Below are 18,178 nucleotides of genomic sequence, written 5' to 3' on the forward strand. Positions count from 1 at the left end.
ACGTGATGGGTGGGTGTGCGCCCGCTCGCTAGATTCGCGAGCGGGTGCGGACCGCCAGGGCTGCGGCGGCGATGACGGCCAGGCCGCCGAGCACCGTCGACCAGCCGATCGGCTCGCCGAGAAGGAGCGCCGCCCAGGCGATCCCGAAGACGGGCTGTACCAGCTGGACCTGGCTCACGGTGGCCATCGGGCCGATCGCGAGCCCGCGGTACCAGGCGAAGAAGCCGAGGAACATGCTGACCAGGCCGAGGTACGCGAAGGACCACCACGCGGGCGCCGTGCCGCTCACGCCGTCGCGAGCGCCGAAGGCGGTGAGCGCCAGCATCACCGGCGCGGCCACGACGAGGGCCCACGAGATCGTCTGCCATGCGCCGAGTTCGCGGGAGAGCAGGCCGCCCTCCGCGTAGCCGACCGCTGCGGCGATCACCGCGCCGAACAGCAGCAGGTCGGACAGGCGCAGCGTGCCGACCCCGCCGCCCTGCACCACGGCGAAGGTCACGGCGCACACCGCCCCCGCGGCCGCCGCCAGCCAGAAGGCCGACGGCGGCCGCTCCCCTGTTCGCCACACGGCAGCGACGGCGGTCGCCGCCGGTAGCACGGCAATGACGACGGCGCCGTGGGACGCCGACGAGGTGGTCAGCGCGAACGACGTGAGCACCGGGAAGCCGATCACCACGCCGAGCGCGACGACCCCCACGCGGATCCACTGCCGCCCCCGCGGGAGCGACTGCCGCGTCACGAGTAGCGCGACCGCGGCCAACAGCGCGGCGATCACCGCACGGCCGGCACCGACGAACAGGGGCGGAAGACCGCCGTCGGACACCGCGACGCGGGTGAACGGAACGGTGAAGGAGAAGGCCAGAACGCCCAGCAGGCCCCACATCAACCCGGCGCGCGCCGGGTGCGGGTCCGGTATCGCCGTCGCCCGATAGAGAGTAGCGCTATCATGTTGCTTCATGTCTGACGATAGCAGTAGCGCCCGGCTCGCGACAGCGCTGCGCGCCTGGATCGCCGCGGCCCCGCCGGGAGCGCAGCTCCCGTCGACCCGCGCACTCGTCGCCGAACATCAGGTCAGCCCCGTCACCGTCCAGCACGCCATCCGCTCTCTGAGCGCGCTGGGCGAGGTCGAAACACGGCCTGGTATAGGTACTTTCACCCGCATCGAACGCACCACACGCCCCGTCGACCTCGGTTGGCAGACCGCGGCGCTCGGCGCCGCGGGTCGTCGCACGCCCATCGCCCCCACGGCTCTACAGCCGTCGGACGGGGACGCGATCGGCCTGCACTCGGGATATCCGGCGCGCGAACTGCTACCCGAACGGCTCGTACGGCAGGCGCTCACCCGGGCCTCCCGCAGCGAATCGCTCATGGGGCGTCCGCCCGTCGCCGGTCTCCCCGAACTGCGATCCTGGTTCGCGGAAGAGCTCGCAGCGCTCACGCCGTCGGGGGTGGGCCCCGTCGGGGCGCGCGATGTGGTGGTGACGCCGGGCAGCCAGGGAGCCCTGCTCACAGCCTTCCGCGCCCTCGTCGGCGCCGGCAGGCCCCTCGTCCTGGAATCGCCGACCTACTGGGGCGCGATCCTCGCCGCCGAGCAGGCCGGGGTCGACGTGGTGCCGGTACCGAGCGGGCCGGCCGGCCCCGATCCGGACGTCGTGCGGCGCGTCCTCGCCGAATCCGGGGCGCGGGCCTTCTACGCCCAGCCCGCGTTCGCGAGCCCGACGGGGGCCGTCTGGGACGCCGAGCGCGCCGGCGCGATCCTGGGCGCGGTGCGGGACGCCGGCGCCTTCCTCATCGAGGACGACTACGCACACGACTTCGCGATCGACGCGGCACCGGTTCCGCTCGCGACGCGGGACGACGCGGGCCACGTCGTGTACGTCCGGTCGCTGAGCAAGAGCGTGGCCCCCGCGGTCCGCGTGGCCGCCGTCATCGCGCGCGGGCCGGCGCGGGACCGGATCCTCGCCGACACCCAGGCGGACGCGATGTACGTGAGCGGAGCCCTGCAGGCCGTCGCGCTCGATGTGGTGACCACGCCCGCGTGGCGCACCCACGTGCGGCGGCTCGGCCGGCAACTGGGCGACCGGCGCGATCTGCTGCTCCGCTCCCTGCGCGAGCACGCGCCCGCAGTGGCCGTGGACGCGGTACCGCGCGGCGGCCTCGCGCTGTGGGCCCGGCTGCCGGGCGACGTGGACCTCGACGCGGTCGTGGACCGCTGCCGTCTCGACGGCCTCGTCGTGGGGCCGGGAGACGAGTGGTTCCCCGCGGAACCGACGGGCAATCACCTGCGCCTCGCCTACGCCGGGCCGCAGCCGGAACGATTCCCGGAGGCGGCGCGGATCCTTCAGGCCGCGATCACACGGTAGGCGTGAAGGCCTCGAACCACACCCGCTCGCGCGGGACCCCGGCGTCCTCGAGTTGCGCGGCCGCGCCGGTCATGAACGGCAGCGGGCCACAGAGGTAGGCATGGGCGTCGGGCGGGATGGGGAGGCCACTCAGATCGATCCGGCCGCGGGACTCCGCTTCGCCCAATGGGTACCCGTCGGGCAGCGCGTCGTACCAGGTGTGCAGCGCAGCGCCCGGAATGCGGCCGACGAGCTCGTTCAGCTCAGCCCGGTGCGCGTGGGTCGCCCGGGTGCGATCGGCGTGTGCCACGATCACCCGGCGCGCGCCGCCCTCCTCGGCGAGGTGGTGGAGCATGCCGAGGACCGGGGTGATCCCGATGCCCGCCGACGCGAGTACCAGCGGGGTGGCGGGGTCGCTGTCGAGCACGATGTCGCCGAAGGGCGGCGAGGCCTGCAGGCGCGCCCCTTCGAACGCGTATTCATGGAGGTGCGACGAGACCTCGCCGTCGCGCCGCACGCCGATCCGCCACCGGCCTTCGCCTGCGCCGGACAGGCTGTACTGCCGGATCTGGCGCGCACCGTCGGGAAGTCCGACCGCGATCGAGATGTACTGCCCGGGAAGGAATCCGGGTAGCGCATCTCCGGACGGGTCGGCGAGCACGAAGGCGACGGTATGCGGGGTCTCCTGGCGACGCTCGTCCACGACCAGGGTGCGCCACACCGTCTCGGGACACACCCCGGCGGCACTGTAGAGCCCCTTCTCCAGGGTGATCAGCTCGTCGGCGAGCTGCCAGTAGAGCGCGCTCCAGGCCTCCGCCACCGCGGGCGTGACGGCGTCCCCGAGCACCTGCGCGATCGCCGCGAACAGGTGCTCGTGGACGACCGGGTACTGCGCCGGCGCCACGCCCAGTGAGGCGTGCTTGTTCGCGACCCGCTCGAGCATCGACCGCGCGGAGAGCTCGCCATCGATGACGGCGGAGGCGTACATCGCGATCGATGCGGCCAACGAGCGTTGCTGGGCACCCACCGCCTGGTTGCCGCGGTTGAACAGGTCGCGTTCCAGGTCGGGGTGCGCCTCGAACAGGCGGCGGTAGAAGATCGGCGTGATCTCATCGATCGCGGCGCCCACGGCGGGCAGGGAGTCGCGGACGACGGCGATCTGGGCTTCGGTGAGCATGGGCATCGGTCCTCGGGCAGCAGGAGTGTTCTACTACGACGTTATGTAGTAGTTCCTTGTCGCCGCCAGGGACGGATGTCCCGAGAAGCCGGGACGTCTACCGCTGGAGGCCGTGCCTGCGGGCGACGATGCTGGAGACCACCTCGACGGGGACCAGACGCTTGAGCAGGAAGACGAGAGGCGCGTTGCTACCCACCGCGTAGAACTCGCGCGGCTTGTCGGACTCGATCGCCTTGACGATCACCTGCGCCACCTGCGCCGGCGTGATACCCGCCCGCTCGTTGGCGTCGAGATTCTCGATCATGGTGTCGAAGTCCGTGCGGTACACGGAATCATCGGCGACGTACTTGGTGCGCCGCTCGCCGATCCCCGTGGCGATGGAGCCCGGCTCCACGGTGGAGACCCACACGCCGAAGGGCGAGAGCTCCTGCCGCGCCGCCGAGGCGAAGCCCTTGAGCGCGGCCTTCGCCGCGACGTAGGAACCGCGGTAGGCGAGGGGGAAACTGGCGAGCATGGATCCGACCATGATCACCCGGCCGTAGCGCCGCAGGCGCATCGCCGGCAGCAAGCGCTGGGTGAGCTGCACCGCACCGAAGACGTTGGTCTGGAACAGGCGATCGACCGCGTCCGCGGGGAGCTCCTCGAGCGGCCCGGACTGGCTCTCGCCCGCGTTGTTCACCACGATGTCGACGGTGCCGGCGGCCGCGGCGCACGCGGCCACCGACGCGCGGTCCGCGAGGTCCAGCGCCAGGTACTCCACCCCGGGGATCCGCTTGTCCGCGGCGATGGTCTCGGGATCCCGGCTGGTACCGAGGACCCGGTAGCCCTTCTGCGCCAGCAGCTTCGCCGTCTCGTAGCCGATGCCGGAGGTCGCTCCGGTCACCAACGCCGTCCGTCCACTCATGCCCGTGCACCTCCGATTCGATCGCCCGTCGCGGCGGCCGCGGCGCGGCCCGCCGTCATGCCCGAGAAGATGCACCCGCCGAGGAAGGTGCCCTCCAGGGCGTTGTAGCCGTGCACGCCGCCCCCGCCGAACCCGGCGACCTCACCGGCAGCGTACAGGCCGGGGACGGGCGCGCCGTCGGACCCGAGGACGCGCGCCGAGAGGTCGGTCTCGAGTCCGCCGAGCGTCTTGCGGGACAGGATGTTCAAGCGCACGGCGATGAGGGGGCCGTGCTCGGGGTCGAGGATGCGGTGCGGCTTGGCGACGCGCACCACCTTGTCGCCCAGGTAGTTCCGCGCGTTGTGCATTGCCTGCAGCTGCGCGTCCTTGCTGAAGGCGTTCGCCGTCTCGCGGTCGCGGGCCTCGATCTGCCCGCGGAGACGGTCGAGGTCGATGTGCCCGCCGCGGCCGATCGCGTTCATCCCGGCGACGAGTTCCTCGAGCGTGTCCGCAACGACGAAGTCCTCGCCGTGCTGCTTGAACGCCTCGACGGGGCCGGGCGCACCCTTCGACTTCACCCGCCCCAGTGCGAGCTTGAGGTCCTTCTCGGTGATGTCCGGGTTCTGCTCCGAACCGGAGAGCGCGAACTCCTTCTCGATGATCGTCTCGGTGAGCACGAACCACGAGTAGTCGTAACCGGTCTCGAGGATCGCCTTCATCGTCGAATTCGTATCGAAGCCGGGGAAGTTCGGGGCCGTGAAGCGGTTGCCGTTCGCGTCGAACCACAGGGACGACGGGCCGGGGATGATGCGGATCGCGTGGTCGGGCCAGATCGGGTCCCAGTTGTGAATGCCCTCGGTGTACGCCCACACCCGGTCGCGGTTCACGATGTTCGCGCCCGCGGCCTCGGAGATCGCGAGCATGCGCCCGTCGACGTGCGCGGGGACGCCCGCGATCATGTGCTCCGGGAACGGGCCGAGCCGCTCCGTGGGCCAGTACTTCTCCATGAGTTCGAAGTTGTGCCCGATGCCGCCGGAGGTCACGAGCACCGTCGAAGCGTGGAACTCGAACTCGCCCACCGTCTCCCGTGAGCTCGCCATGCCGCGCTCGAGGTCCGTGGGTTCGAGCTCCGCACCGCGCACGCCGACGACAGCCCCGTCGTCATCGCGCACCAGCTCGTCCACGCGGCGCCGGAACGCGAAGCGCACCAGCCCCTGCGCCTCCGCGCGCTCGACCGGCTCGCGGAAGACGCGGACCACCTCGGGGCCCGTGCCCCACGTGAGGTGGAAGCGGGGGACCGAGTTGCCGTGGCCGTCGGCCGCGCCGCCACCCCGCTCGGCCCAGCCGACGACGGGCGTGAAGCCGAGGCCGAGGCGCCGGAGGTAGTCGCGCTTGCGGTGCGTCGCGAACTCGACGTAGGCGCGGGCCCACTGCCGGGGCCAACGATCCTCGTCCTCGCGGTCGAAGCCCGCCGACCCCGTCCAGTCCTGCCACGCCAACTCGAAGGAGTCCTTGATGCCGAGGCGCCGCTGCTCGGGCGAGTCCACCAGGAACAGGCCGCCCAGACTCCAGAACGCCTGCCCGCCCAGGTTGTTGCGGTTCTCCTGGTCGAGCACCAGCACGCGGCGCCCGGCCCGGCTCAGCTCGTACGCGGCCACCAGGCCCGCGAGTCCGGCGCCGACGATGATCGCATCCGGCTCGAACCCTGCGACCTGCGATCGTTCCTCGCTCACGCCGCCTCCTCGTCCATAAATAGACTGATTGTTCTAGTTATCGCTATCCTTGCACGGAGCATCGGCGCGGTCAACGGATTCGAGGTGGAACATGGCGAAGGGCGAGCGCACGCGCGCGCGGACCGTCGAGAGGTTCCTCGACGCCGGGCTGGAGGTGTTCGCGGAGCGCGGGTTCCACGCCGCTTCGATGGACGAGATCTGCGCCCGCGCGGAGCTCTCCCGCGGCGCCTTCTACTCGAACTTCTCCGGCAAGGAAGCGCTGTTCTACGCCCTGTTCGACCGGCACGCCGAGGATCAGGTCGGCCGGATCACCGCAGTGATCGACGGAGCGGACTCACTGGACGGAGCCATTGCCGACGCCGCGCGCGCGGCCGCGCCCGACGATCCCGACGAACGCCGTTGGGCCCTGCTCTCGACGGAGTTCACCATCTACGCGGCGCGCGACCCCGAGGCCGCGCGCCGGCTCACCGTCCGCGACGCCGTTCTCCGCGAGCGCCTGTCCGCCGCACTCGCCCGCTTCGTCGGGCCTGACGACGCCACGACGCTCGCCCGGTACGCGATCGCGCTCTACGAGGGCGTCCAGCTCACCCACCTCGTCGACCGCGACTCCTCCGCCGCCCGCGAGCTCCTCCTACGGTTCCTGCCGGCCGGTCTGCACGCCGTCGATCGCTGACGGCGCCGCCACAGTGCGATCGCCGCCCGCGACGATCCCGCACAGCAGGAGCGGAATCAGCAGCACCAGCAGGGCGGTCAGCGGGAGGGTCCAATCCCCGCGCACGCCGTGCAGGATGCCCATCAGCATCGGCCCCCAGGCGGCGAGGAGGTAGCCCACGGTCTGGGACATCGCCGAGAGCGAGACCGCCTCGGACGTGGTGGCGGCGCGCAGGTTCATCATCGTCACAGCCAGGGAGATCATGGCGCCCAGGCCGAAGCCGACGAAGATGTTCGCGATCCACGCGCCGAGGCCGTTCCCGAAGGCGAGGACGCCGAACACGCCGATCCCCTGCAACGCGACGGCCGCGACCGCGACGATCCGCTGGTCCCGGCGCCGCGCCGCCCACTGCGGGAAGCTCAGCGCCGTCACCACGCTGAGCAGGCCGCCGATCGCGAGCATCGCCCCGCCGGCCTCCGCAGACATCCCGCGGTCGCGGTAGATGGTGGGGATCCACCCGATGAGGGCGTAGGCCTGCAGCGATTGCAGGCCCATGAACCCGGTGACCGCCCACGCGACGGGGCTGCGCAGCACCGTCCGGGCGGCGCCGCGCGCGTCGGCACCGTCGGCCTCGGGGACGGTCCGGCGGAAGCGGAGGTACCGCACGGTCACCGTCGCGAGCAGCGCCGCGGCGACCAGCGACGGGATCGCCCACAGCGCGAGCGAGCCGCGCCAGCTGCCGTCGAGCACCGTGGCACCAGGCACAGTCAGCGCCGAAGCGAAGCCGGTGGAGAGGCAGACCATCGACGTGAACAGGCCCGTCATCAGCCCGATCCGGTGGGGGAAGAAGATCCGCACGAGAACGGGCCCGAGCACGTTCCCCAGCGCGATACCGGCGCCCGCGAGCATGGTGCCGCCCAGCAGGACGGCCCAGCTCGGCGCGATCCGTAGGGCGCTACCGACGGCGATCATCGCGACGGCGACCGTCGCCACCACCACCGCGGAGTACCGGCGGGCCAGGCGAGGCGCGGCCGCGGAGAACAGGCCCAGGCAGATCACCGGACCGGTGGTGAGCAGCGCGACCTCGGCACCGCTGAGTCCGTAGGCATCGCGGATCTCGTCGAGCACGGCGGACGAGCTGCCGAAGATCAGGCGGAGGCAGATGCCCATCGTGACGAGGGCCGCCGCGCACGTCAGGGCGCCGACGGCCCGCAACGCGGCGGGGGCGGGGTCGTGCGGACGCGACGTCATCCCCGAAATCATGGGATGAATCGGCGTCGCCCGTCAACTCACCGCCGCGACCTCCTCGTCGAGCGCGCGGAGCACCGCGGCCACCGCGGGCCGCCGCTCGGCCCCGGGACGCGTCGCCACCTCGAGGATGCGGGCGGCGAGGACGCCGACGATCTCCAAACTGCGCACGCCGGGATGCGTCACCGCGTGGCGCGCGACGAACGCCACCCCGAGGCCGGCCGCGACCATCGCCTGAATCGTGTGGAAGTCGTTGATCCGCTGGACGACCCGCGGCTGGACGCCGGTGATCGTCGCGAGGGAGCGGAGCACGTCGTCGACCGGGAAGCCGTCGCGCACGCTGATCCAGTCGAGGTCGGCGAGTTGCGACGCATCGACCCGGCCGGCCTCGGCGAGCGGGTGGTCGACCGGCACCACCAGGTCGATCGGCTCGCGCATGAGGACGCGAGAGGCGATCCGGGGCCCACCCAACGGCGCCGCCCGCTCGTCGCGGTGCGCGACCACGACGTCCGCGTCCGCGAGCATCGCCGGCAGTTCGGTGCCCGGCAGGTCCGCGTCGGCGGCGGCCACCTGGATCCCGGCCGCGGCGGTGCGACGCAGCACGCCGGGCAGGAGGAGTTCGGCCGCCGACGGGAAGAGCGTCAGCCGGACCACGCCGATCGGCGTCGAGCGGTAGCGGTCCATCTCCGCGCGCGCCCGATCCAACTCGCCCAGAACGGATTCCGCGCGGACCACCAGCGCCAGCCCGGCGTCGGTGAGGCGCACCCGCCGTCCGTCGGGCTCGAGCAGGTCGACGCCCGCCTCCCGCGCGAGCACCTTGAGCTGCTGCGACACCGCGGACGGCGTCATGTCCATCGCCCGAGCCGTCGACGCAACGGTGCCGCGGTCGGCGAGTTCGCGCAGGATCCGGAGACGGTGCACATCCATGTAGCCAAGCTACATGGACGGTCAAGAAGTATTCGATTGTCCTTCCGTTCTTCACGCTGGAGAGTGGAGTTCATGAGCCCCCGCCACCGCCTCGTCGCCCTCACCGTCGTCGTGCTGTGGGGGCTCAACTTCCTCGCCATCCGCTACAGCCTCGACTACTTCCCGCCGCTGTTCCTCGGCGCGCTTCGCTTCCTCGTGCTGGCCCTCCCCGTGCTGCTCTTCGTGCGGCCGCCGAAGGGTCCGGTGAAGTGGCTGCTGCTGTACGGCATCGGCTCGGGCACCTTCCAGTTCGGCCTGCTGTTCACCGCGATGCACATCGGCATGCCCACCGGCCTCGCCTCGCTGGTGCTGCAGTCGTCCGCCCCCTTCACCGTGCTGCTCGGTGCCGTGCTGCTGCACGAGAAGCTGACCCTCCGGCAGGTCGCGGGCATCGGGATCGCCGTCGTCGGCATGGGCCTGATCATCGCCGACCGCGCGGACGCCGCGGCCGGGGTCGGGGTGCTCGGAGTGATCCTCACCCTGCTCGGCGGGCTCAGCTGGGCGTTCGGCAACATCGGACAGCGGCTGGCGGCACCGTCGGAGCCCTTCCGCTTCACGCTCTGGATGTCGGTGATCCCGCCCCTGCCGATGCTGGCGCTCAGCGCCGCGGTCGAGGGCCCCACCACGGGCTGGAAGGCCCTGGCGCACAGCCTCGACGGTGTCGACGGGCGCCTCGCCCTCCTGGGCGTCGCGTACATCGCGATCCTGAGCACCGTCGTCGGATACGGGCTGTGGGGCGCTCTGATGGCCCGCTACCCCGCCTCGACGGTCGCGCCCGCGACGCTCCTCGTCCCCGTCGTCGGCATCGCCGCGAGCGCCGTGGTCCTCGGTGAGCACCCGACAGCGCTGGCCCTCACCGGCGCGGCGATCGTCATCACGGGCTGCCTGCTGGGAATGCTCAAGCCCGCGCCGTTACCGCTCGGCGATGAGGGCGATGGTGCCGGCGGCCAGCTCGACGTCACCGTCGCCGATGACCTCGGCGAGCGCGGCGCGCAGGGCGACCCGGCGGTCGTCCGGCAGGGTTGAGTGGCCCGAGTAGGTGAAGACGAGGTCGAGCCACCGGTCCTTCTCCTGCGTCTCGGTCCACGAGTCCTCGCGCTCGGTGACGGTGAAGCCCGCGGCCTCGAACCGGCCGCGCAGCTCGGCCATCGCGTACATCTGGTCGTGGGCGGTGCCCGCGCCAGCGGCCTCCACGTTGACGTAGTCCTCACTCGCGGCGCGCAGGTCGTCGTTCGACGGTGCCGTCGGCCGCAGCTTGTTCCACAGCAGGACGACGCGGCCGCCCGGGTTGAGCAGGCCGGCGAGCCGCGGGACCGCGGTCTCGGCGTCGACCCAGTGCCACGACTGGCCGAAGGTCACCAGGTCGAAGGTGCGGCCCCGCGCGTCCCACTCCTCGAAGGTCGCGACCTCGGCGGGGACGCCGGAGGCGCGCGCGACGTCGGCCATGGCACCGTCGGGCTCGACGGCGAGGACGTCCAGCCCACGGTCCCGCAGCTGCCGGGCGAGGATCCCAGTCCCGGCGCCGACGTCGAGGGCGGTGCCACCGGTCGCGATCGCGTCGAGCGTGACGTCGCTGTAGCGCGGGCGGAGCCGGTCGTAGTCGTCGGCGATCGCCCCGAAGGAGAGGGCGCGGCGACGATCTTCGTGCAGTTCAGCCATGAATCCAGCTTGCCCTATCCTGGAGCGCATGCCCGGACTCCCCCTCCGCGCCCGCGCGGCGCTGCTCGCCGCCCGATCCGCAGCCTGGGCGTCGCAGCGCGCCGGGCGCGGCAAGGGCTCGATGATCGGCGGCCTCGTCGCACTCAAGATCGAACCGAACCTCATGTCCCGGCTCGCCGCCGGCAAGCGCACCGTCGTCGTGACCGGCACCAATGGCAAGTCGACGACGACCCGGATGACCGCCGCCGCGCTCGGCACGCTGGGCCGCGAGGTCGCCACGCAGGCCGACGGGGCCAACATGGACGCCGGCATCGTCGCCACGCTCACCGCGCACCAGCGCGCGCCACTCGCGGCCCTCGAGGTCGACGAGCTGCACGTGCCGCACGTGCTCGACGCGACGGCCGCCGAAGCGCTGGTGCTGCTGAACCTGTCCCGCGACCAGCTCGACCGGGTCGGCGAGATCAACGCCATCGAGCGCAGGCTGCGCGCAGGCGTCGACGCGCACCCCGACCTCACCGTGATCGCCAACTGCGACGACGTGCTCGTGACGTCCGTCGCGTACGACGCGAAGAACGTCGTCTGGGTCGCGGCCGGCGCCGGATGGACCAGCGACTCCACCTCGTGCCCCCGCTCGGGCGAGCCCATCGTCCGCGACGGCGCGCACTGGTACTCGACGGGGACCGACTTCTCCCGTCCCGAGCCCGACTGGTGGGTGGACGACACCTCCATCCACGGGCCGGAAGGCTTCGTCGCGCCGCTCACCCTGAGCCTGCCGGGCCGCGCCAACCGCGGCAACGCCGCGCAGGCCGTCGCCGCGGCGGTCGCCATGGGCGCCGACCCGCGGGCCGCGGTCGAGGCCGTCGGCACCGTCGGCGAGGTCGCCGGACGGTACGCGACGGTGACCGTCGGCGAGCACACCGTGCGGATGCTGCTCGCGAAGAACCCCGCCGGCTGGCAGGAGGCCATGTCGATGATCGACGGCACCGCCGAGGGCCTGGTCATCGCGGTGAACGGGCAGGTGCCCGACGGCGAGGACCTCTCCTGGCTGTGGGACGTGCAGTTCGAGCGGTTCGAGAACGGCAAGGTCGTCGCGTCGGGCGAGCGCGGCGCCGATCTCGCGGTGCGGCTGACCTACGCCGGTGCCGAGCACTCGCTCGTCGCCGACCCGCTGGCGGCGATCGCCTCGTGCCCGCCCGGGCGCGTGGAGGTGCTCGCGAACTACACCGCGTTCCGCGACCTGAACACGGCTCTCGAAGGGCGGCGCGCGTGATCGACTTCTCCGGATCCGAGGCCCGGATCACCGAATCCACCCTGGTCATCGGCCTGGTGCTGCCCGACGTGATGGGCACCTACGGCGACGGGGGCAACGCCCTCGTGCTCCGCCAGCGCGCGCGGCTGCGGGGCATCGACGCCGAGGTGCTGCCGATCACGCTGGCCGATCCGGTGCCCGCGACCTGCGACATCTACACGCTGGGCGGCGCCGAGGACTACGCGCAGCGGCTCGCCACCCGCCACCTCACGCAGTACCCGGGGATGCAGGAGGCCGCGGCGAAGGGCGCGCCGGTGCTCGCGATCTGCGCCGCGATCCAGGTGCTCGGCCACTGGTACGAGACCTCCGAGGGCGAACGCGTCGACGGCATCTCGCTGTTCGACCTCACCACCACCCCGCAGGCGGAGCGGTCGATCGGCGAGATCGAGGGTGTGCCGCTGATCGACGGGCTCACCCAGCCGCTGACGGGGTTCGAGAACCACCGCGGCGGTTCGGCTCTCGGCCCGGACGCCGCGCCGCTGCAGCGCGTGGTGCGGGGTACCGGCAACGGTGCGGGCGCCGCGGTCGACGGGGTGGTCCAGGGCAGCGTGCTCGGCACCTACATGCACGGCCCCGCGCTCGCCCGGAACCCGGAGCTGGCCGACCACCTGCTGTCCCGCGCGACCGGGCGTTCGCTCGAGCCGCTGGACCTGCCGGACGTGGAACTATTGCGGCGCGAGCGCCTGCGGAAGTAGGACCGGCGGGCTGCCCGGGTTCACGCGGTCGGCCCGGGCCCGCGGGGCAGGTGTCTCGTCGCGCAGCCATGCGTGCGACGCATACCCGCGTCACCCGCTGCGCTGGATCCCGGCGGCGCCTACGTCGCCGACGAAACATGTCGGCGCGGCGTCCTATCCCTTTCTCGTCATCGAGAGTTCGGGGGACATCGTGAGTAGAACCAGCAAGCAGCGGCGCGACGCGCGGAAGAAGACCGGCAAGGCTCATCGGCCGAAACCTCGGCGGCGGCACGCGTCCGGCGCAGGAAAGCACGACGCCGCCGCGTCGCCAGTGGCCGATTCGCCTCACCGGAAGCGACCGTGACATGAGTAGCACATCAAGTGCTACATTCGAGCACATGGAGCAGATCGGGGTCCGTGAGCTGCGGCAGCACGCGTCGAAGTACCTTGCCCGCGTAGAGGCGGGCGAGGAGATCGAGGTGACCAACCACGGCAAGTTGGTCGCCCGGCTGGTCCCGGTCAGCGAGAAGGAACGTCAGTTCCGCGAATTGGTCGCGGCCGGAAAGATCAAGCCCGCCAAGCACCCGTTCGACCTCGAGAAGCTCGTCGCGATGCGGAGGCCGCTACGGCCCGGCGAGAAGTCGCTGACTCAGATCCTCCTCGAGATGCGGGAAGAATGATTTACATGGACACCTCCGCACTGACCAAGCTCATCATCGCGGAGCACGAATCGGACGCGCTCACCATGTGGGTCGCCGAACAAGCCGAAGCCCACGAGTCGTTGACAACCAGCGACGTCGGCCGCATCGAGCTGATGCGCACGGCGGCGCGCCTCGATGACGAAGAGATCTTCGACAACGCCCGATACGTCGCGAACTGGATCAACGGCGCTTCAGTGACTGAGGAGATCGTTGCCGGAGCCGAGCGCATCGGACCACCGACTCTGCGATCGCTCGACGCGATTCACCTGGCGTCGGCCGTGAGCATTCGCGAGATGGTCAGTGCGTTCGTCAGCTACGACAAAAGACTTCTGGACGCCGCGCGAGCGGAGGGGCTCACCGTCGTCTCGCCCGGCGCGGAGTAGTCACCAGAGCCCCAGCACTGCCTGCTCCGTTGCGAGGAGGCGCATCTTGGTCTCCACGCCGCCGCCGGCGGAGAAGCCTCCGGTGCGGCCGTTCGCCGCGGTGACGCGATGGCACGGAACGACGGGCGGGTACGGGTTTTCGCCCAGCGCCCGGCCTACCGCGCGAGCCGAGCCGGGAAGGCCGATCTCCGTGGCGATCTCGCCGTAGGTGCGAGTCGAGCCGGGCGGAATCCGTCGCGCGACGTCGTAAACGGCGCGCTGGAAATCGGTGAGCCCCTGCATGTCCAGTGGGACCCAGGCGAGGTCGTCGTCGAGGTTCGTGCCGGAGACCAGGTCGACGACGGCCGCGATCACCCGCGCGACGGACTCCGGCGGTTCGGACGGCTCCGCGCCGTCGCCGAGATACTCCGCAGTGATCTCGTCGGATTCCTCCGGCAACCGGACGGCGGTGACGGCATCGTCGGCGCCCCAGGCGATCCCGCACCGGCCGACAGCGGTGTCGAAGAGGGCGTACCCGGCGGCCACGTCAGCCCACCTCCCGCGCGAGCAGATCGAGGTTGGCCTCCATGTAGTCGTGCCAGAGGCCGAGGCGGAAGTCGATGATCTGCGCCTCCCGCTCCGGGTGCTGCGCGATGTACTCGCTCAGCGGCGAGGTACCGGTCCCGGCGCGCGCCCACTGCCGCACCAGCGTGCCGCCCTCGGCGGGTTCGACCTCGAATCCCCACGTGGCCAGCGGATCATCGGCCGGGCCCACGCGCCAGACCCAGCGCCGACCGTCCTCGACCTCGGCGACCTCGGGCTCGGTGAACCACTCGCCGATCTCCGGATCGGCGTTGTGGCCGCGGAACCGCGCTCCGACGGCGACGCCGGCGGCACCGTCGAGCCATTCGGCGCGCTGCAGCTCCCCCTCCGCCCGGGTGGGCAGCGTGATGTCCGTGACGAGGCGCCACGCCTCCTCCGGCGAGCAGGGCAGCTTCCGGGAGACCTCGATGATCGGGTGGTCGCGCAGGCGCATGGGGCGATCTTATTCCGCGGCTCCGACATGTTCGTCGACGACGATGCAGCGATCACGCGTCCCGTCGACCGCGAACCAGCCGCGCTCGAACTCCTGCCAGCGCACGAGCTCGGCGCGCGACTCCTCGCCGTCGCGCGCGACGGCCCGTTCGAGTCGCTGCTCCGCGGTGCCGCCGTCCAGCCAGAGGCCCAGCGACAGGCGGTCGGCGAAGGAGCGGCGCGCGCTGGACACGCCCTCGATCACGATGAGGGACGCCCGTGGCACTCGCAGCTCCTCCCCCGGCGTCGGCACGCCGTCGCGCCAGACCATGGGGCGGTAGAAGGCGTCCCGGCCGCGGACCAGGGGTTCGATCACCTCGTCGACGAGCTGCGGCCACCACGACACCGGGTCGTCCCAGGTGGCGTAGTGGTCCGTGCGGATCAGGGCGACCCGGGCACCGTCGGCCCGGAGATCGCCCACGAGGCGCTGTGCGTACGTCGACTTGCCGGCCCCGGAGGGACCGTCGATCGCGACGATGCCCTCGGCGCCGCCCAGCCGGGCCAGCAGTTCGGAGGCCTCCATGCCTCACCCGCCCGCGGGCGGGAACTCCTCGAGCACGCGCGGCGGCTCGGACAGGGATCGGCGGCCGCTCATGGCGCGGCCGAGGGTCAGCTCGTCGGCGAACTCGAGCTCGGCGCCCATCGGCAGGCCCGCGGCGGGGCGGGTGACGGTGAGGCCGGGGAAGTCCTTGAGCATCCGCACGAGGAAGGCCGCGGTGGCCTCGCCCTCGGTGTTCGGGTCGGTCGCGATGATGACCTCGTCGACGTCGACCCCGTCGACCGACGTGCCGAGGCGGACGAGCAGCTCGCGGATCCGCAGCTTGTCGGGCCCGACCGACTTGATCGGGTTCAGCGCGCCCCCGAGCACGTGGTAGAGCCCGCGGTACTCGCGGGTGCGCTCCACGGCTTGGACGTCCTTGGCCTCCTCGACCACGCAGATCTTCGAGGCGTCGCGGCGCGGATCGGAGCAGATCCGGCACCGGGTCTCGGCCGAGACGTTGCCGCACACCTCGCAGTAGCGCACGTCGTTGCGCACGCGGGTGAGCGCGTTCGTGAGCCGATCGATGTCGGTGGGCTGCACCCCCAGGAGGTGGAACGCGATGCGCTGGGCGCCGCGCGGCCCCACCCCCGGGAGCTTGGCCAACTCGTCGATCAGCTCCTGAACGGGTCCTTCGTACACGTGCCGACCGTCAGAAGGGCAGGCCGCCGGCCAGCGGCCCCATCTTCTGCTGCGCGACGGCGGCGGTGTTCTCCGCCAGGTTCGAGAGCGCTCCCAGGACCAGGTCCTGCAGGGTCTCGACGTCCTCCGGGTCGACCACCTTGGGGTCGATGGTCACCGACTGCACCTGGCCGTCGCCGGTGCCGGTGACCTTCACGAGGCCGCCGCCGGCCTGTCCCTCGACGGTGGTGACCGCGAGTTCCTGCTGGGCCGCCATGAGCTGCTGCTGCATCGCGCCGACCTGGGCCATCAGGTCTTCCATCGAGCCTCCGGGCTGCATGCTTGTCTCCCTAACGCCGGTCGCGTGACCCGCTATGTCCGATTCGTGTTACTTGTGTTACCACTGTGCCGGTTGGGGCGGTACAGTGCGATCCGTGACGAACCGCCGTTCCGCCCTCCTGGCCGCGACCGTGCTCCCCGCACTGATCCTCTCCGGCTGCACCCTCGGTGACGCCGGACAGCAGCGGAACGCGGCCGCACCCACCAGCCTATCGCCCGACGGCCCCGCCCTCGTGAACAACGCGGCGCCGCTCGCCGCCGGCGCGCTGAGCGGGAAGAAGATCTTCGTCGACCCGGGACACAACGGCGCGAACGACGCCTCGATCAACAAGCAGGTCCCGACGGGCCGCGGCGGCACCAAGCCGTGCCAGACCACCGGAACGACCAGCGTGAACGGGGTGCCGGAGCACACGTTCAACTACGCGGTGGCGTACAAGCTCTATCAGGCGCTCACCGCGGCCGGCGCGCAGGTGATGCTCTCCCGCAACGACGACACGTCCGTCGCGTCGTGCATCGACGCCCGCGCCGCGGCCGCGAACTCCTGGGGCGCCGACGCCGCCGTGAGCATCCACGCCGACGGTTCCACCCCCGGTAACCGAGGGTTTCACGTGAATCTCTCCTCGCCGCCGCTCAACCCCGTGCAGCAGACGGCGAGCCCCGCGTACGCGGCGAAGATGCGCGACGCGCTGGTCGCCGGCGGTTTCACGCCGGCGGCGTACATCGGCTCGGGCGGGCTCTCCCCTCGCTCCGACCTCGCCGGGCTCAACCTCGCGACGGTGCCGTCGGTGCTGGTCGAGGCGGGCAACCTCCGCGACGCGACCGAGGCCAAGGTGCTCGAATCGGCCGACGGCCAGCAGCGGCTCGCGGACGCGATCGCCGCCGGGCTCGCCGCGTACCTGGGCTCTCCTGCGACGCGATAGTCGCGAATCCGGCCGAATTCGGGGTTACGAAGCCGAATCCGGCTCGCTGATGCGCTGAGCCGCCGAACTCACGACCGCCAGGTCCCGCCCGCTCACGTATTCGCGCTCGGTGCCGTCCACTGGATCGGCGAAGGCGAGCGTGCGCGCCAGCAGGCGCAGCGGGTCGGAGAAGTCGCCGTCCACTAAGTCCCGCGGTTCCGGATACAGCGGATCCCCCAGGATCGGCACGCCCAGGCCGGACATGTGCAGGCGGAGCTGGTGCGTCTTGCCCGTCTCGGGGCGCAGCCGGTACCGCCCGACGGTGCCGCCCCGCCCGTCCGGCACGTCGGCCTCGAGCGCGACGTGCGAGCGCGCGTTCACCGGGCCGTCCACCTCGTAGGCCCGCATGATGCCGGGCGTCTTCTCGATCCGGGACTCCACGACCGTCGGCAGCTCGAGACCGGCGCGTAGCGGCGCGAGGGCCGCGTACTCCTTGCGGGCCCGCCCGGTCGCGAACAGCTGCTGATAGGCGCCGCGCACTGCCGGGTCACGGGTGAACAGCAGCACGCCGGCGGTGAGCCGATCGAGCCGGTGCGCGGGCGAGAGAAGCGGCTCGTCGAGCTCCCGACGCAGCCGCACCAGGGCGCTCTGCACGACCCGCGCGCCGCGCGGCATCGTCGCCAGAAAGTGCGGCTTGTCCACGACGACGATCCGCTCGTCCTCGTACAGGATCGGCATCGGGAAGGGCACGTCGATCTCGTCGGGCAGCTCGCGGTACATCCACACCGCCTGCCGGGCGGCGACGACCGAACCGGGTGCGAGCGGCGCACCGCCGGAGGACAGGACGCGTCCCGCGGCGCTCTCCCGCGCGACGTACTCCGCGGTGCCCGGGAAGCGGGCCTCGAGCACCTCGCCGAGGGTGCGCCCGGCCTCCTCCTCGGCGATGACGAGCCGCGTGGGGTCGACCCCGTCGCGCAGCGGCAGGGGTGCGACGGGGGCGC

General features: G+C 71.9%; 21 protein-coding genes. 8 read left to right on the forward strand and 13 right to left on the reverse strand.

Annotation, left to right across the window (positions count from 1 at the left end):
• Positions 1-28 precede the first annotated feature (28 nt).
• The gene (locus ACM9LD_RS07295) at positions 29-958 is read right to left on the reverse strand and encodes a DMT family transporter (RefSeq protein ID WP_415676077.1); all 930 of its coding nucleotides are present in this window, start codon (positions 956-958) and stop codon (positions 29-31) included.
• Here ACM9LD_RS07295 and ACM9LD_RS07300 point away from each other — a divergent pair.
• The gene (locus ACM9LD_RS07300) at positions 957-2,363 is read left to right on the forward strand and encodes an aminotransferase-like domain-containing protein (protein WP_415676078.1); all 1,407 of its coding nucleotides are present in this window, start codon (positions 957-959) and stop codon (positions 2,361-2,363) included. The genes ACM9LD_RS07295 and ACM9LD_RS07300 overlap by 2 nt on opposite strands.
• Here the strand turns inward: ACM9LD_RS07300 and ACM9LD_RS07305 are convergent.
• The 3 genes from ACM9LD_RS07305 to ACM9LD_RS07315 all read right to left on the reverse strand — a co-directional run bounded on the left by ACM9LD_RS07305 (position 2,353) and on the right by ACM9LD_RS07315 (position 6,135).
• On the reverse strand, positions 2,353-3,519 hold the full coding sequence (locus ACM9LD_RS07305; RefSeq protein ID WP_415676079.1) for a globin domain-containing protein: 1,167 nt from the start codon (positions 3,517-3,519) through the stop codon (positions 2,353-2,355). The two genes, ACM9LD_RS07300 and ACM9LD_RS07305, sit on opposite strands and share 11 nt — an antisense overlap.
• A gap of 97 nt (positions 3,520-3,616) precedes the next feature.
• Positions 3,617-4,423, reverse strand: a complete 807-nt coding sequence (locus ACM9LD_RS07310) for an SDR family oxidoreductase (protein ID WP_415676080.1) — start codon at positions 4,421-4,423, stop codon at positions 3,617-3,619.
• Positions 4,420-6,135, reverse strand: a complete 1,716-nt coding sequence (locus ACM9LD_RS07315; protein WP_415676081.1) for an FAD-binding dehydrogenase — start codon at positions 6,133-6,135, stop codon at positions 4,420-4,422. The genes ACM9LD_RS07310 and ACM9LD_RS07315 overlap by 4 nt, the downstream gene beginning before the upstream one ends.
• Positions 6,136-6,226: 91 nt before the next feature.
• Between ACM9LD_RS07315 and ACM9LD_RS07320 the strand changes: the two genes are divergently transcribed.
• On the forward strand, positions 6,227-6,808 hold the full coding sequence (locus ACM9LD_RS07320) for a TetR/AcrR family transcriptional regulator (RefSeq protein ID WP_415676082.1): 582 nt from the start codon (positions 6,227-6,229) through the stop codon (positions 6,806-6,808).
• Here ACM9LD_RS07320 and ACM9LD_RS07325 read toward each other — a convergent pair.
• Complete coding sequence (locus ACM9LD_RS07325; RefSeq protein WP_415676083.1) at positions 6,767-8,038, reverse strand: MFS transporter; 1,272 nt, start codon at positions 8,036-8,038, stop codon at positions 6,767-6,769. The genes ACM9LD_RS07320 and ACM9LD_RS07325 overlap by 42 nt on opposite strands.
• A gap of 33 nt (positions 8,039-8,071) precedes the next feature.
• Entirely contained in the window at positions 8,072-8,962 is an 891-nt protein-coding gene (locus ACM9LD_RS07330) for a LysR substrate-binding domain-containing protein (RefSeq protein ID WP_415676084.1), read from the reverse strand.
• A gap of 72 nt (positions 8,963-9,034) precedes the next feature.
• On the opposite strand from ACM9LD_RS07330, the gene ACM9LD_RS07335 reads away from it, so the two are divergent.
• Positions 9,035-10,027 (forward strand): EamA family transporter, encoded by a 993-nt coding sequence (locus ACM9LD_RS07335; protein ID WP_415676085.1) that lies wholly within the window; start codon positions 9,035-9,037, stop codon positions 10,025-10,027.
• Here the strand turns inward: ACM9LD_RS07335 and ACM9LD_RS07340 are convergent.
• On the reverse strand, positions 9,914-10,660 hold the full coding sequence (locus ACM9LD_RS07340; RefSeq protein WP_415676086.1) for a class I SAM-dependent methyltransferase: 747 nt from the start codon (positions 10,658-10,660) through the stop codon (positions 9,914-9,916). The genes ACM9LD_RS07335 and ACM9LD_RS07340 overlap by 114 nt on opposite strands.
• A gap of 28 nt (positions 10,661-10,688) precedes the next feature.
• Here ACM9LD_RS07340 and ACM9LD_RS07345 point away from each other — a divergent pair, with 28 nt between their 5' ends.
• The 4 genes from ACM9LD_RS07345 (at position 10,689) to ACM9LD_RS07360 (ending at position 13,727) form a co-directional block, all read left to right on the forward strand.
• Positions 10,689-11,930 carry a Mur ligase family protein gene (locus tag ACM9LD_RS07345; RefSeq protein WP_415676087.1) on the forward strand — a complete coding sequence of 414 codons (1,242 nt, stop codon included), beginning with the start codon at positions 10,689-10,691 and terminating at the stop codon, positions 11,928-11,930.
• 26 nt (positions 11,931-11,956) lie between these two features.
• Positions 11,957-12,664, forward strand: coding sequence for a type 1 glutamine amidotransferase (locus ACM9LD_RS07350; protein WP_224650772.1), 708 nt, complete (start codon positions 11,957-11,959; stop codon positions 12,662-12,664).
• 377 nt (positions 12,665-13,041) lie between these two features.
• The gene (locus ACM9LD_RS07355; RefSeq protein ID WP_415676088.1) at positions 13,042-13,323 is read left to right on the forward strand and encodes a type II toxin-antitoxin system Phd/YefM family antitoxin; all 282 of its coding nucleotides are present in this window, start codon (positions 13,042-13,044) and stop codon (positions 13,321-13,323) included.
• 5 nt (positions 13,324-13,328) lie between these two features.
• Positions 13,329-13,727: a type II toxin-antitoxin system VapC family toxin gene (locus ACM9LD_RS07360; protein ID WP_415676089.1), complete on the forward strand. Its 399-nt coding sequence runs from the start codon at positions 13,329-13,331 to the stop codon at positions 13,725-13,727.
• Here ACM9LD_RS07360 and ACM9LD_RS07365 read toward each other — a convergent pair whose 3' ends face one another.
• Genes ACM9LD_RS07365 through ACM9LD_RS07385 form a run of 5 tightly spaced genes read right to left on the reverse strand, consistent with a single transcriptional unit; the run spans position 13,728 to position 16,261 of the window.
• Positions 13,728-14,252 carry a methylated-DNA--[protein]-cysteine S-methyltransferase gene (locus ACM9LD_RS07365; RefSeq protein WP_415676090.1) on the reverse strand — a complete coding sequence of 175 codons (525 nt, stop codon included), beginning with the start codon at positions 14,250-14,252 and terminating at the stop codon, positions 13,728-13,730.
• A gap of 1 nt (position 14,253) precedes the next feature.
• Positions 14,254-14,742, reverse strand: coding sequence for an SRPBCC family protein (locus tag ACM9LD_RS07370; protein WP_415676091.1), 489 nt, complete (start codon positions 14,740-14,742; stop codon positions 14,254-14,256).
• A gap of 9 nt (positions 14,743-14,751) precedes the next feature.
• Entirely contained in the window at positions 14,752-15,303 is a 552-nt protein-coding gene (locus ACM9LD_RS07375) for a uridine kinase family protein (RefSeq protein WP_415676092.1), read from the reverse strand.
• 3 nt (positions 15,304-15,306) lie between these two features.
• Complete coding sequence (gene recR / locus ACM9LD_RS07380; protein WP_068742415.1) at positions 15,307-15,960, reverse strand: recombination mediator RecR; 654 nt, start codon at positions 15,958-15,960, stop codon at positions 15,307-15,309.
• Positions 15,961-15,970: 10 nt separating this feature from the next.
• Complete coding sequence (locus ACM9LD_RS07385; protein WP_224650774.1) at positions 15,971-16,261, reverse strand: YbaB/EbfC family nucleoid-associated protein; 291 nt, start codon at positions 16,259-16,261, stop codon at positions 15,971-15,973.
• Positions 16,262-16,373: 112 nt separating this feature from the next.
• Between ACM9LD_RS07385 and ACM9LD_RS07390 the strand changes: the two genes are divergently transcribed.
• Entirely contained in the window at positions 16,374-17,198 is an 825-nt protein-coding gene (locus tag ACM9LD_RS07390) for an Rv3717 family N-acetylmuramoyl-L-alanine amidase (protein ID WP_415676093.1), read from the forward strand.
• Between the two features lie 24 nt (positions 17,199-17,222).
• Here the strand turns inward: ACM9LD_RS07390 and ACM9LD_RS07395 are convergent, their stop codons facing one another.
• Positions 17,223-18,155 (reverse strand): pseudouridine synthase, encoded by a 933-nt coding sequence (locus tag ACM9LD_RS07395; RefSeq protein WP_415676227.1) that lies wholly within the window; start codon positions 18,153-18,155, stop codon positions 17,223-17,225.
• Positions 18,156-18,178 lie beyond the last annotated feature (23 nt).

The organism is Tsukamurella hominis (genome assembly GCF_965137015.1).
Taxonomy (GTDB): Bacteria; Actinomycetota; Actinomycetes; order Mycobacteriales; family Mycobacteriaceae; genus Tsukamurella; species Tsukamurella hominis.

Coding starts and splice junctions, on each gene's coding strand:
- ACM9LD_RS07300 (WP_415676078.1), top strand. CDS start 957: ATGTCTGACGATAGCAGTAGCGCCCGGCTCGCGACAGCGCTGCGCGCC.
- ACM9LD_RS07295 (WP_415676077.1), bottom strand. CDS start 958: ATGAAGCAACATGATAGCGCTACTCTCTATCGGGCGACGGCGATACCG.
- ACM9LD_RS07305 (WP_415676079.1), bottom strand. CDS start 3,519: ATGCTCACCGAAGCCCAGATCGCCGTCGTCCGCGACTCCCTGCCCGCC.
- ACM9LD_RS07310 (WP_415676080.1), bottom strand. CDS start 4,423: ATGAGTGGACGGACGGCGTTGGTGACCGGAGCGACCTCCGGCATCGGC.
- ACM9LD_RS07320 (WP_415676082.1), top strand. CDS start 6,227: ATGGCGAAGGGCGAGCGCACGCGCGCGCGGACCGTCGAGAGGTTCCTC.
- ACM9LD_RS07325 (WP_415676083.1), bottom strand. CDS start 8,038: ATGACGTCGCGTCCGCACGACCCCGCCCCCGCCGCGTTGCGGGCCGTC.
- ACM9LD_RS07330 (WP_415676084.1), bottom strand. CDS start 8,962: ATGGATGTGCACCGTCTCCGGATCCTGCGCGAACTCGCCGACCGCGGC.
- ACM9LD_RS07335 (WP_415676085.1), top strand. CDS start 9,035: ATGAGCCCCCGCCACCGCCTCGTCGCCCTCACCGTCGTCGTGCTGTGG.
- ACM9LD_RS07340 (WP_415676086.1), bottom strand. CDS start 10,660: ATGGCTGAACTGCACGAAGATCGTCGCCGCGCCCTCTCCTTCGGGGCG.
- ACM9LD_RS07345 (WP_415676087.1), top strand. CDS start 10,689: ATGCCCGGACTCCCCCTCCGCGCCCGCGCGGCGCTGCTCGCCGCCCGA.
- ACM9LD_RS07355 (WP_415676088.1), top strand. CDS start 13,042: ATGGAGCAGATCGGGGTCCGTGAGCTGCGGCAGCACGCGTCGAAGTAC.
- ACM9LD_RS07360 (WP_415676089.1), top strand. CDS start 13,329: ATGGACACCTCCGCACTGACCAAGCTCATCATCGCGGAGCACGAATCG.
- ACM9LD_RS07370 (WP_415676091.1), bottom strand. CDS start 14,742: ATGCGCCTGCGCGACCACCCGATCATCGAGGTCTCCCGGAAGCTGCCC.
- ACM9LD_RS07375 (WP_415676092.1), bottom strand. CDS start 15,303: ATGGAGGCCTCCGAACTGCTGGCCCGGCTGGGCGGCGCCGAGGGCATC.
- ACM9LD_RS07385 (WP_224650774.1), bottom strand. CDS start 16,261: ATGGAAGACCTGATGGCCCAGGTCGGCGCGATGCAGCAGCAGCTCATG.